The sequence below is a fragment of the Plantactinospora sp. WMMC1484 genome (assembly GCF_049315195.1).
Classification (GTDB): Bacteria; Actinomycetota; Actinomycetes; order Mycobacteriales; family Micromonosporaceae; genus Plantactinospora.
On record NZ_CP186055.1, the window covers coordinates 854,045 to 867,009 of the forward strand.

Here is a 12,965-nt window from a genome sequence, read left to right on the forward strand (position 1 = left end):
GAGTGGCCCGCCGGCACCGGACAACCGCTCCATCGCCTGCGGCCTTAGGGGAGGCTCACATGGACACGGCTAGCCAGCGCCGCGGCGGTGCCGCCGGTCAGCGCACCGGCGGTGCCGGCAGGCCGGGCGGAGGCGAGCGGTGAGCACCGTCGTCATCAAGCGCCCGCCGCGCCGGCCGGCACCGGAGATCCCGACCGGCGAACTCGCCGTCGAGGCACCGCCGGAGATCCCGCAGGCGGCCGGCGGCAAGTGGCAGCAGATGATGATGGTGCTGCCGATGCTCGGCGGCTCCGTCGCGATGGCGATGATGTTCGGCCGGGGCGGCGGCGCCTACTCGTACGTCATCGGCGCGATGTTCGGCGTCTCCTCGCTGGCCATGGTGGCCTCCTCCTGGGGCAGCGCCTCCGGTTCGCCGAAGAAGTCGGAGATGATGCAGGCCCGCCGGGAATACCTGCGGCACCTGGCCACCCTGCGCCGCCGAGTCCGGGAGACCGCCGCCAGGCAGCGGGCCGGGCTCTTCTACCGGCATCCCGACCCGGCCCAACTCTGGTCCACTGTGGGCAGCTACCGGGTCTGGGAGCGGCGCCCGACCGACGGCGACTTCGGGGTCGTCCGGGTCGCGGTCGGTCCGCAGACCCTGGCCACCCCGCTGATCCCGCCGGTGACCCGGCCGCTGGAGGACCTGGAGCCGATGACCGCCGGTGCGCTGCGCCGGTTCCTCGACGCCTACTCGGTGGTGCCGGACCTGCCGGTGGCGCTCTCCATGCGCGGCTTCGCCCGGGTCTTCGTGCGCAACGCGCCCGGCCAGCGCGACCAGTCCCGCGAGCCGGCCGGCGGCGAGCCGCAGGCGCTGGCCCGCGCGGTCCTCACCCAGCTCTCCGTCTTCCACGCCCCGGAGGAGTTGCTGATCGCGATCTGCGCCGGCCCGGAACGCCGGGCCCGGTGGGAGTGGGCCAAGTGGCTGCCGCACGCCCACCACCCGACCGCCGTCGACGCGCTCGGCCCGGTGCGGCTGGTGGCCAGCTCCGCCGTGGAGCTGGAGAAGCTCATCGACGACGTGGTCGGCAACCGGTCCCGGTTCAGCCTCTCCGGCCCGGCGACCGACGGCCCGCACGTGGTGATCGTGCTCGACGGCGGCGACCTCAACGGCGCCGGCTACCTGGCCGGGGACAGTGGAATCGACGCGGTGACCATCATCGACCTGGACAGCCCGCCGCCCCGGCTGCTGGACCGGGCCATGCTGGTGCTGGAGACCGACGGCGGCCGGCTCAACACCTACTCGATGGAGGGCGAGGCCGAGGTCGGCCGGGCGGACCGACTCAGCGTCGAGGAGGCCGAGGCGGTGGCCCGCCGGCTCGCGCCGCTGCGGCTGGCCGCGGCCCAGAAGGGCTCCACGGACGCCCCGCTGGTCAAGGAGATGACCCTCGGCGAGCTGCTCGGCGTCGGCGACCCGGAGAATTTCACCACGGTGCAGGGCTGGGCGCCCCGACCCAACCGGGACAAGCTGCGGGTGCCGATCGGGGTGGGCGCCGACGGCGGCGTGGTCGACCTCGACCTCAAGGAGTCCGCACAGGACGGTATGGGTCCACATGGCCTGTTGATCGGCGCCACCGGTTCCGGCAAGTCCGAACTGCTGCGTACGCTGGTGCTCGGGTTGGCGGCGACGCACTCCTCCGAGTCGCTCAACTTCGTCCTCGTCGACTTCAAGGGTGGCGCGACCTTCGCCTCGCTGGACCGGCTGCCGCACACCGCCGCCGTGATCACCAACCTCGCCGACGAGCTGCCGCTTGTCGACCGGATGGTGGACGCGATCAACGGCGAGATGATCCGCCGGCAGGAGCTGCTCCGCAAGGCCGGCAACTACGCCAACCTGAAGGACTACGACAAGGCCCGCTCCGGCGGGGCGGCCCTGGCGCCGCTGCCGTCACTGCTGATCATCTGTGACGAGTTCTCCGAGCTGCTCAGCGCCAAGCCGGACTTCATCGACCTCTTCGTCCAGATCGGCCGGTTGGGCCGGTCACTCGGGGTGCACCTGCTGCTCGCCTCGCAGCGCCTGGAGGAGGGGCGGCTGCGCGGGCTGGACACGCACCTGTCGTACCGGATCGGCCTGCGGACCTTCTCGGCCCTGGAGTCCCGGGCGGTGCTCGGGGTGCCGGACGCGTACGAACTGCCCCGGGCGCCGGGGCACGGCTACCTGAAGTTCGGCACCGAGCCGCTGGTCCGGTTCAAGGCCGCGTACGTCTCCGGCCCCTACCAGAAGGCGACCGGGAGCGGGCCGGGCGCACAGGGCTACACCGGTCCCCGGCTGCTCTCCTACTCGACGCACCACGTGCCGGTCCCCAAGCCGACCGTGCCGGCCGCCCCGAAGCCGGAGCCGGAGGACCCGACCGCGCAGAGCCTGCTCGACGTGATGGTCTCCCGGCTGGTCGGCCAGGGCCCGCCGGCCCACCAGGTCTGGCTTCCGCCGCTGTCCCAGGCGCCGGCTCTGGACGAGATCCTCGGACCGGTGATCACCGATCCGAACCGGGGGCTCACCTTCGGCAACCCGGAGCTGCACGGCGCGCTCCAGGTGCCGGTGGCGATGATCGACAAGCCCTTCGAGCAGCGCCGCGACCTGCTCTGGCTCAGCCTGGAGGGCGGCGCCGGGCATGTGGCGGTGGCCGGTGGTCCGCAGTCCGGCAAGTCCAGCCTGCTGCGTACGCTGATCTGCGCGCTGGCCCTCACCCACACCCCGGCCGAGGTGCAGGTCTACTGCCTCGACTTCGGTGGCGGCTCGCTCGGCACGCTCCGCGACCTGCCGCACGTCGGCGGCGTCGCCGGGCGGAGCGAGGCGGCGGCGGTGCGGCGTACCGTCGGCGAGATCTCCACCCTGCTCAACGAGCGGGAGCAGCGCTTCGCCGAGTTGGGCGTGGAGTCGATGGCGGCGTACCGGAAACGGCGCGCCGCGTCCGGCGGCGTCGGCGTCGGCGCGGACCCGTTCGGTGACGTGTTCCTGGTCGTCGACGGCTGGCCCACGCTGCGCGGCGAGTACGACGACCTCGAACCCCTGGTCACCGACATCGCCACCCGGGGCCTCTCGTACGGCGTGCACGTGGTCGCCGCCGCCCCCCGCTGGATGGACTTCCGCCCGGCGATCCGCGACCTCTTCGGCTCCCGGCTGGAGCTGCGGCTCGGTGACCCGACCGACTCGATCGTCTCCCGCAAGGCGGCGGCGAACGTGCCGGAGAAGTCGCCGGGTCGTGGCATCACCGCCGAGAGCCTGCACTTCCTCACCGTCCTGCCGGAACTCTCCAGCCTGAGCGGCGGGCAGACGCAGGCGCTGGTCAAGGCGGTGGCGGGCAACTGGAGCGGCGCACCGGCCCCCCGGGTCCGGCTGCTGCCGCCGGTGCTGCCCTACGCCGATCTGGACGTCGCCGGTGCGCCCGGCCTGCGGCTGCCGATCGGTATCGCCGAGGCGGATCTCCAGCAGGTGTCGGTCGACTTCGCCTCGGAGCCGCACTTCCTGCTCTTCGGCGACGCCGAGTGCGGCAAGTCGTCCTTCCTCCGCGCGCTGGCCACCTCGATCACCACCCGCTACACCCCGGAACAGGCCCGGATCATCCTGGTCGACTTCCGGCGCAGCCTGCTGGGTGTGATCCAGTCCGACCACCTGATCGGGTACGGCACCGCCGCCCAGGCGACAAGCGAGCTGATCGAGTCGGTCGCCGGCTACATGCAGCGGCGGCTGCCGGGGCCGGACGTCACCCCACAGCAGTTGCGGGAGCGCTCCTGGTGGACCGGGCCCGAGCTCTTCGTCCTGGTCGACGACTACGACCTGGTGGCGACCGGCCCGAACAACCCGCTGCTGCCGCTTGTCGAATACCTGCCCCAGGCCCGGGACGTCGGCCTGCACGTGGTGCTGACCCGCCGCTCCGGCGGCGCCTCCCGGTCGCTCTACGAGCCGATCATCCAGCGCCTCCGAGAACTCTCCTCGCCCGGCCTGGTGATGTCCGGCAGCAAGGACGAGGGTGCGCTGATCGGCTCGGTGCGCCCCGGCCCGATGCCGCCCGGCCGTGGCCGGCTGGTGACCCGGAAGGAGGGCGTCCGACTGGTGCAGCTCGCCTACCTCCCGTCGACCTGACCCGAGCAGGGTTCGGAGAACGGCGTCAACCATGCCGGTCTCGGGGCGATGGACAGCCGATCTCGGATCGGTTGCAAAGTTTCGCCACCCGACGGGGGTGAAACGGGGTAACCTCCGTGCATCATGTGTCCCCAGGGGTGAAATGACCACACTGTGACCAGGCTGCCGCATCAACACAGACGTGCTGTCGCCCGGGTCGCCGGAGCGGCCTTACTCGCCACGGCCGGGATCGCCGGATCGCTGGCCGGTCCACCCACCGCGCCGGCGGCTGCCGCCGTGCCACCGCACGCCGCCGTGCCACCGCACGCCGCCGTGCCGGCGTCGCCGGCAGGCCTGCCCGTGCTGGCCGACCCGGTCCGGGACGAGCAGTGGCAACTGACGGAGCTCGACGCCAAGGCCGCCTGGAAGGTCGCCACCGGCAAGGACGTCACCGTGGCGGTGATCGACTCCGGCGTCGACGCCTCGCACCCCGACCTCGCCGGGCAGGTGCTGTCCGGCATCGACCTGGTGGACGAGACCGGCAACGGGCAGACCGACCCGGTCGGCCACGGCACCACCGTCGCCGCGCTGATCGCGGGACGCAACGACGACAGCCGGGGGGTGGCCGGGCTGGCTCCCAAGGCCAAGATCCTGCCGGTCCGGGTGCTCGACGAGGAGAACCGCTACGACGACGCCCTGATCGTGGCGAAGGGCGTCCGCTGGGCGGTCGACAACGGCGCGCAGGTCGTGAACCTCTCACTCGGCGGCACCGGCGACAGCCCGGCCCTTGCCGCCGCCCTCGACTACGCCTTCGCCCGCGACGTGGTCGTCGTCGCCTGCACCGGCAACCTCGGGTCCTCCTCCGGCAAGCGGGTCTGGTACCCGGCCCGCGAGCCCGGCGTGGTGGCGGTGGCCGGCCTGGAACGGGAGAGCGACGCCCTCTGGTCGGGCTCGATCACCGGGCCGGAGACCGTCCTCACCGCGCCGGCCACCAATATCACCGGCGCGCGGCCGGGCGGGATCTGGCGGGTGCAGGGCACCAGCTTCGCCGCTCCGCTGGTGGCTGCGGCGGCGGCGCTGGTCAGGTCACACTGGCCGAAGATGTCCGCCGGTGACGTGGTCAACCGGCTGATCAACACCGCCCGGGACGTCGGGCCGTCCGGCCGGGACGACCGGTTCGGCTTCGGTGTCGTCGACCCGGTCGCCGCACTGAACGGCGAGGTCTCCAGCGTTCGGTCCAATCCGCTGGACGACGGTGGGGCACCGCCCGGCGTGGCCGGATTCGGCTCCGCCCCCGGCCAGGAACCGACGACTCCGCCCGCCGCCGAGCAACCTGAGGGGGTCGGCACGGCGGCATCCGGCAGCTCGGCCGACTGGGACGCCGAGCCGGCGGGCAACCAGGTCGTGCACCCGCTCTCCGGGCTCTGGGGCGGCGGGGGCCTTCTTCTCATCCTCGCCGTCGCCGCGGCGGTGACGCTCCTCCGCCGCCGGCTCCGCCGCGACCGCCTCTGACACACGCGACCGCTCTGACACACGCGACCGCCTCTGACACACGCGACCGCCTCTGACACACGCGACCGCCTCTGACACACGCGACCGCCTCTGACACAGCAGAGCACCCGAACTCTGACACAGCAGAGCACCCGAACCCGGCCGCCGGGTCTGCCGGCCCGGCCTATCCCGCCGCATGCCCTGCTGGCGGCCCAGAGCCCTGCCCGCGTTGAGCCGGTAGCGTCGGCACGCTCCAATAGACGTCATGCCGACCCTTCGTGATCGTCTGGCCGCTGCCTATGCCGGCTGGCGCCTTGGCCGTCCGATCCCTTGGGTCGGGCCCCCCGCCTCCCACCGTCGCTCGCGGGCCGGGGGCGCTGACAGCCGTCGTCGCCTTCGTCCCCACCCCACGGCCACGGGTGGCCACCCCGGCACCTGGGCTGCGACGCGCGAGGTCGTGCACACCGTGTTTCAGGGTCTCACAGCGGTCGCCGCAGTGGCCGCGCTGCTGTTCACCGCCCGATCGCTCGATTACACCGCCGAGGCGACCGACGCCACCCGAGAGCAGGTACGCCTGCTCGAACGCGGTCAGGTCACTGAGCGGTTCAGTCGAGCCATCGACCAGCTCGGGCAGGCGGGAGATGACAAGCTCTCGATTCGGCTGGGTGGCATCTACGCCTTGGAGCGACTGATGCGTGACTCCCCGCCTGACGAACCCACCGTGATCGAAGTGCTGTGCGCGTTCGTACGCACCGCCTCGCCCCGGCCCGATCGGATGCCGCTCACGGTCCCCCCATCTCCGCCCGATGTCCGTGCGGCGGTGACCGTCCTGGCCCGGCGTCCCGCACCCGACGTCGAGAATGCGCGTCTGGACCTGAGCCGCACGTTGCTCGGGCTCGACGGCGTCCACATCCCGGGTGCGGACCTGACCGGCGCGGACCTGACCGGCGCGGACCTGCGCGGCGCGTACCTCACCGACGCGAACCTGACCGACGCGAACCTGGACGGCGCGGACCTGCGCGGCGCGTACCTCACCGGCGCGGACCTGACCGACGCGTACCTGGGCGGCGCGAATCTGGGCGGCGTGTACCTGCGCGGCGCGGACCTGACCGACGCGAACCTGACCGGCGCGGAGCTGCACGGCTCGAACCTGCACAGCGCGAACCTGACCGGCGCGGTCCTGAGCGACGCGAACCTGCGCAGCGCGGACCTGCGCCACGCGGACCTGACCGACGCGGACCTGACCGGCATGGAGACAGACAACTACACACGTCTGCCAGAGGGAATCACGGTGCCGTCCCCCGAGCCGGCCCGGTAGGTGGCACTGCGTGGTCGATCGTCGGTCCTGCTCAGGTGCACGCGCCGGTGCTGGTGACCCTGGTCCGCTCCAGGCCGGTTTCGGCGGTGGACCGGGCCTCGTCGGCGGTCACCGCGAAACCGGTGTTCGGATCGTCCGCCGCCGCCGCGAAGATCACGCCGAGCACCTGCCCGTCGCGGGCCACCAGCGGGCCGCCCGAGTTTCCGCTCCGGACCAGGCCCCGGATCGTGTAGATCTCCCGGTTCACCCGGCCCGACTCGTAGATGTCCGGGCCGGCGATCTCCCCGACGTCCCGGATCCGGGCCGGCTGGGCGTTGTAGGGGCCGTCCAGCGGGAACCCGAGCACAATGGCGTCGTCCTCGATATCCGCCTCGGCGGCGGCGAACGGCATCGCCGGCGCCTCCAGGCCCGGCACGTAGAGCACCGCCAGGTCGCGCTCCGGGTCGTAGACGACGACCCGGGCGTTGCGTCGGTCGCCGTCCAGCTCCACCCAGACGGTTCGGGTGCCGGCGACCACGTGCGCGTTGGTCATCACCCGGTCCTCGGCGTAGACGAAACCGGAGCCCTCGATCCGGCGTGAGCAACTGGGCGCCCTGCCGAGCACCTTGACGACCGAGCGTCGGCCGTTCACCACGACCTGCGAACCGGCCAGCGCCGGATCGGGCGAGGCCACCTCCCGGGATCGGGTCGGGGTCAGTCCGCCGAAGACGTCCGGGAAGCCGCGAGTGTCGACCGTGTCCCGCAACGCCTTGGACAGCGCCTGTGCCTCGGGCGGCAGCACCCGGTCCACCACGGTCAGCAGCGCGCTGTTGCGGACCGCGCTGGCCAGCCAGGGCAGCGAGGAGGAGGCCAGCGGGACAGCCACCAGCCAGGCCACCAGGAGTACGGCGAGCAGCGAGACGACCGCCCCGCCGATATCGTCCGCCGTACGGCCGGCCCGGCTGGTGATGGCGTGCCGCAGGTGTGAACCGAGCCAGCCGGCGAGGGCCTGGCCGAGCAACGCCAGACCGAAGATCGAGACGAGTGCGACCACGACCCGGGTGGAGCTGCTGGAGAACTGCTCCGCGAGGAGCGGGCCGAGCTGCAACCCGATCAGGGCGCCGCCGAAGAAGCCGGTGAAGGAGAGCAGGCCGATGACGAACCCCTGCCGATAACCGCTGATCGCGAAGAGCAGCATGAGCAGGACCAGTACGACATCCACCACCGACACCCGTTAAGGGTACGGGGGAGACCTGGGAGCGCAGACCGCACGCCCGCAGGATTCCGGTCAGGATGGCGACGGCGGGCTCGCCAGCTCGTCCACCTCGGCCGGCCGCCCGGTGCCGGACGCCGGAGTCGGTGGCAACGGAGTCGGGGGCAACGGAGTCGGGGGCAACGGAGTCGGGGGCGGGCTCGTCGGCGGCAGGTCCAGCACCCGCTCCTGCGACCAGGGCCGCGACCAGCCAGCCATCTCCAGCAACGCGGCGAGCACCCCGGCGGTGAAGCCCCAGACCAGCATGCCGCGGGTTTGGAAGGCCGGGCCGATCCAGCCGCTGGGATGGCGTACCCGGACCCGGTTCGCCGGGTCGACCAGCTCGGCGACCGGCAGCCGGGCCACGTGCGCCACCTCGGCCGGCTCGCGGGGGTGCACCGGGTGCGGGCGGTGCCACCAGGCGAGCACCGGGGTGACGACGAAGTCGCTCACCGGGATCCAGAGCCGGGGGAGCTGGGCCAGCACGGTGACGCTGCCGGGGTCGAGGCCCACCTCCTCGTACGCCTCGCGCAGGGCGGTCGCCGCCGCGTCCGCGTCGCCCGGATCGCAGGCCCCGCCCGGGAAGGCGGGCTGGCCGGCGTGGGTACGCAGGGTCGCGGCCCGTTGCAGGATCAGGACGTCGAGCCCGTGCTCGGGCTGCTCGCCGAGGAGCACGAGTACCGCACTGGCCCGCCCACCGTCGGCCGGGGTGGGCACCCGGGTGAAGTCCTCGGTGCGGGCCGACCGGACCCGGGTGAGCAGCGGCTCGCACCACGCCGGAAGGCCGCGCCCGGATTCGTGCCGGGTCTCGTGCTCGGTCACGACGGCACCGCCACCCCCAGGTGCCGCCGGACCAGCGCGGTCAGCTCGGCGTCGTCGAGGGCGCCGGTTTCGTCCCGGTGCCGGATCCGCCCGTCGGCATCCACGAAGAGGGTGATCGGCAGCACGGCGCGGCCGCCCAACTCCCGCAGCAGCTTCTGGTCGCGATCGTAGAGACTCGGAAATTCCAGCCCGAAGTCCACTCCGATCGACTCGGCCGCGGGCCAGCTGTCCCGGGTGTTCACGCCGATCACCCGGAGCCGGTCGCCGGCCCGGGTGGAGAGCCGCTGGAAGGCGGGAAGCTCCCGGCGGCACGGTGCGCACCACGAGGCCCAGAGGTTGATCACCGCAGGCCCACGCAGCTCGCCGACGGCGACCTCGGGCTCCCCGGAGAAGCAGGGCAGGCTCACCGCCGGCAGCGCCGATCCCGACCCCGCCGACGTCTCCGGCACGGTCCCCGCCCCCGCCGACCGCCCCGGCACCGCTGACCTGCCCGACCCCGCTGGCGTTCCCGGCTCGCCCGGCGAGGTAGTGAGCGGGGCGGCCAGGGCGCCACAGTCGGCGAACGCCGTCGTCGTGGCCCTCCCGCCGGCCGGCGCCGCCCCGGTCGCCGGCGCCGCGTCCCGCTCCGACCCGGTGCAGGCGCTGGTGCCGGCGAGCAACGCCATCGCCAGCAACGCCCCGGGCAGCAGTGACAGCGCCCCGCGCCATGGCGGCACCCCACGCGGTGACAGCGCCCCGCGCCATGGCGGCACCCCACGCGGTGACAGCGCCCCGCGCAGCGGCAGCCGTGTCACGGAACGTCGCCGACGGCGGCGGTCGCCGGCACCAGATCGGGATCGACCCCGGCCTGCACTGCCAGCTCCCGGGCCCGCGGGCCCTTGAGGAGTTTCGCGGCGGTGGCCGGGTCGGTCGGGCCGGTCCCGTAGGCCGGGCAGAGCTTGGCCAGGGTGCAGGCGCCGCAGGCGGGCTTGCGGGCGTGGCAGACCCGGCGACCGTGGAAGATCACCCGATGCGAGAGCATCGTCCAGTCGCGCCGCTCGAAGAGTGCCCCGACGGCATGCTCGATCTTGACCGGGTCGGTCTCGGTGGTCAGCTCCCAGCGGTGTACCAGCCGGTCGAAGTGGGTGTCGACGGTTATCCCAGGCAGCCCGAAGGCGTTGCCGAGGATGACGTTCGCGGTCTTCCGGCCGATCCCGGGCAGGCTCACCAGGTCGGCCATCCGGCTCGGCACCTCGCCGCCGTACCGCTCGACGAGCTGCTGGCCCAGGTTGATCAGGGAGTTGGTCTTGTTCCGGAAGAAGCCGGTGGGCCGGATCATCTCCTCCAGCTCGGCCCGGTCCGCCCCGGCGTAGTCGGCAGCGGTCGGGTAACGGGCGAAGAGCTTCGGGGTCACCTCGTTCACCCGCTGGTCGGTGCACTGGGCCGAGAGGATCGTCGCCACGGCCAGCTGCAGCGGGCCTTGGTGGTTGAGCTCGCAGTGTGCGTCGGGGTGTGTCTCGGTCAGCACCCGGCCGATCCGCCGGGCCCGCCGCTTGCGGCCAAGATCGGATTCCACGGTACGCCGGGTCGGCCGCGCCGCCCGGACCGCCCGGGTCGCCTCACCGGGCACACCTCCGACGTCGGCGGCACCGGCCGAGTCGTCTCTCACACTCACGCCGGCCAGCCTACGTCGCCGTGCCGACACCACCGTCCGGGAGCCCGGGCGGCGCCGAACCCCGGGACCGGCGGATCTCCTGGTAAGCCACGACCGCCGGTGGGACGCGAACCTCCGGTCAGCTCGCGGCGGCCGGTGGCGAGATCTTGCCGTCTGCCGCCACCCGGGCCCCGGTCTTCGGGAAGTCGGTCTTGCAGAGGTCCCGGACGAGTCCGGCAGCCCGCCGCTGCGGGTCCATCGTCGGCTTGCCCGCCCCGTTCATGTAGGTCGAGACGAGCTGCCCGCCCGCCCACTCGCCCTCGGCGGTCAGCGACACCTTGAGCACGGCACCCCAGCCGAGCCGGCCGTTGTTGCTGAGCGTCCCGCCGCCACCGGCGAAGTTGCCGAGGCTGTACGCGATCAGCCGCCCCTTGTAGAACTCCAGCGCCCGCATCACGTGCGGCCCGTGCCCGACGACCAGGTCGGCACCGGCGTCGATCATCGAGTGCGAGAACTTGATGGGGTCGCCCCGGTTCTCGCCGAGGAACATCTCGGTGCCCGGCCGGACCCGGGTCTTGTCGGAGCCCTCACCGCCCATGTGCACCTGCACGACGACCAGGTCGGCCATGGTGGCCGCCTTCTGGATCACCTTTCTGGCGGAGCCGATGTCGACCAGGCTGTTGGACCAGACATACGACGAGAAGCCCGCCACCGCGACCTTGACGCCCTCGACGTCGACCACCGTGATCTGGTTCGGCGCGCCGGTGTGCTCCAGGTCGTGCTTCTCCAGGGCCTCCTGGGTGTTCTCGTAGCCGGCCTTGCCGAAGTCGTACCCGTGGTTGTTTGCCTGGTTGAGCAGCTCGAAACCGGCATCGGCGAGGTGCGCGGCGTACGACGGCGGCGCCCGGAACTGATGGCAGCGGGTGGAGTTGGCGCCGCACTTGGAGGTGCCGGTGTCGTCGGTCAGCGGCTCCTCGAGGTTGCCCATCACCAGGTCGGCGGCGAGCGCCTTCTTGACCGAGTCGAAGAAGCCCTTGCCGCCGCCGGACGGCAACCGCCCCGGCGCGTTGCCCATCACGATGTCGCCGGTCGCGGACATGGAGATGACCTTCGGCTCCGGCTCACCCGTGGGCGACGGAGCGGGGTCGCTGCCCCAGCTGGCGCTCGGTGCCGCCTCCGGAGCCGCGGAGTCGTCGCCCAGCATGTCGAAGGCGGCCACCCCGACCGCGCCCACACCGAGGAGCACGGCGAGCACGGCGGTCACCACGAGCGCGGTGCGGCCGGCTCCGCCGGACTTCCGGCGCGGCTTCGGCGGGGTCGGGTCGGTGGGGTACATCGCTCGGGAACAGTACCGGTATCCGGCAGGCGGGGCGACCACCGACCGGCCGATGTTCCCTCACTTCAACGTCACGCCCCGGTGTTCGTCGCGCCCCCGGTGTTCTTCGTGTCGCGCCGCGCGAACGCCGCCGTCCTGCCGTTGTCCTCGGTGGCGGTGCCCCGGTCCGGAAAGTCACCGAGAGTTTCCGGGTTTCCAGGGGACGCCTACCGGTGCGACCAGGGGACGGTGGGCCGGGCGCCGCCGTCGCGTACCGCCCGGTGGGCGGCGCGGGCCAGCGGGGCGCCCCAGCGTGACCGTGGGCCACCGTACGGGGCCGGGTGGCCGTCGGGTGGGCAGAGCAGGGTCACCGAGTCGGTGGCGGTACCGGTGGCCGGCAACCCCAGCTCGCGCAGCGCCTGCGCCTTTGCCTCGGTGACCGTGGCGACGGCGTTTACCAGGGCGGCGTCGCTCAGCCGCTCCGGCAGCAGCGCGACGATGTTGACCGTCCCGACGGGCCAGGGGTCGACGTGCCCGGCTCCGGGGGCGGGATCCGCCGCCGCCCAGATCGGGGCACCGAGCCCGATCGTGGCCCAGACCCGGACACCGGCCTCGCCGGCGGTCACCACCTCGGCGACGTCGACGCCGGTGAGCAGCCCGACCCCGGATCCGCGCAGGTCGAGCAGGTCGGCCAGCTCGCCGAGGTGGACGTCCGGGTCGTCCCGTCCGTACGACATCGGTACGGTCGCGTTGACCACCCAGTGCCGTACGCCGATCCCGCCGCCGAGCGGGCCGGAGCTGACCGCCAGCGCCGGCCGGTCGAGCCGCCAGACCAGCAGCGGGACATCCCGTCCGTCCTCGACGCGGTAGGTGAGCAGCGGATCCGTGGGCATCGGACGACCCTACGGTGCGGGCCCGCCCCACCCGCCCGTCCGGCCGGGAGCCGACGATCTCGCCCCGGCGGACGCCGGTGGACTCGCCCGGCCGGACACAGCCTGGGCCAAACCGGGCGCACCCCCGCCCCATCTGGGATTACGCTGCCCCATACCAGATCAA

The 12,965-nt window shown here is 73.0% G+C and carries 9 protein-coding genes; 3 read left to right on the plus strand and 6 right to left on the minus strand.

Going from position 1 to position 12,965, the window contains the following annotated elements:
- Positions 1–139: 139 nt before the first annotated feature.
- The 3 genes from eccCa (at position 140) to ACN28C_RS03790 (ending at position 6,908) form a co-directional block, all read left to right on the plus strand.
- Complete coding sequence (eccCa, locus tag ACN28C_RS03780) at positions 140–4,120, plus strand: type VII secretion protein EccCa (RefSeq protein ID WP_422772212.1); 3,981 nt, start codon at positions 140–142, stop codon at positions 4,118–4,120.
- Between the two features lie 153 nt (positions 4,121–4,273).
- The gene (gene mycP / locus ACN28C_RS03785; protein ID WP_422772213.1) at positions 4,274–5,611 is read left to right on the plus strand and encodes a type VII secretion-associated serine protease mycosin; all 1,338 of its coding nucleotides are present in this window, start codon (positions 4,274–4,276) and stop codon (positions 5,609–5,611) included.
- Positions 5,612–6,086: 475 nt separating this feature from the next.
- Positions 6,087–6,908, plus strand: a complete 822-nt coding sequence (locus tag ACN28C_RS03790) for a pentapeptide repeat-containing protein (RefSeq protein WP_422772214.1) — start codon at positions 6,087–6,089, stop codon at positions 6,906–6,908.
- 31 nt (positions 6,909–6,939) lie between these two features.
- On the opposite strand, the gene ACN28C_RS03795 is transcribed toward ACN28C_RS03790, so the two are convergent.
- The 6 genes from ACN28C_RS03795 to ACN28C_RS03820 all read right to left on the minus strand — a co-directional run bounded on the left by ACN28C_RS03795 (position 6,940) and on the right by ACN28C_RS03820 (position 12,802).
- A complete protein-coding gene (locus tag ACN28C_RS03795) occupies positions 6,940–8,118 on the minus strand; it encodes a MarP family serine protease (protein ID WP_422772215.1) in 1,179 nt (392 codons plus the stop codon).
- Positions 8,119–8,175: 57 nt separating this feature from the next.
- The gene (locus ACN28C_RS03800) at positions 8,176–8,961 is read right to left on the minus strand and encodes an NUDIX hydrolase (RefSeq protein WP_422772216.1); all 786 of its coding nucleotides are present in this window, start codon (positions 8,959–8,961) and stop codon (positions 8,176–8,178) included.
- Positions 8,958–9,626, minus strand: a complete 669-nt coding sequence (locus tag ACN28C_RS03805) for a TlpA family protein disulfide reductase (RefSeq protein WP_422774508.1) — start codon at positions 9,624–9,626, stop codon at positions 8,958–8,960. The genes ACN28C_RS03800 and ACN28C_RS03805 overlap by 4 nt, the downstream gene beginning before the upstream one ends.
- A gap of 125 nt (positions 9,627–9,751) precedes the next feature.
- The gene (gene nth, locus ACN28C_RS03810) at positions 9,752–10,570 is read right to left on the minus strand and encodes an endonuclease III (RefSeq protein ID WP_422774509.1); all 819 of its coding nucleotides are present in this window, start codon (positions 10,568–10,570) and stop codon (positions 9,752–9,754) included.
- A gap of 163 nt (positions 10,571–10,733) precedes the next feature.
- Positions 10,734–11,930, minus strand: coding sequence for a CapA family protein (locus ACN28C_RS03815; RefSeq protein ID WP_422772217.1), 1,197 nt, complete (start codon positions 11,928–11,930; stop codon positions 10,734–10,736).
- Between the two features lie 206 nt (positions 11,931–12,136).
- On the minus strand, positions 12,137–12,802 hold the full coding sequence (locus ACN28C_RS03820) for an adenosylcobinamide amidohydrolase (RefSeq protein WP_422772218.1): 666 nt from the start codon (positions 12,800–12,802) through the stop codon (positions 12,137–12,139).
- Positions 12,803–12,965: the final 163 nt, after the last annotated feature.

Excerpts from the sequence above, each read along its gene's own strand:
- ACN28C_RS03805 (WP_422774508.1), bottom strand. The coding sequence starts at position 9,626 with ATGGCGTTGCTCGCCGGCACCAGCGCCTGCACCGGGTCGGAGCGGGAC.
- ACN28C_RS03815 (WP_422772217.1), bottom strand. The coding sequence starts at position 11,930 with ATGTACCCCACCGACCCGACCCCGCCGAAGCCGCGCCGGAAGTCCGGC.
- ACN28C_RS03820 (WP_422772218.1), bottom strand. The coding sequence starts at position 12,802 with ATGCCCACGGATCCGCTGCTCACCTACCGCGTCGAGGACGGACGGGAT.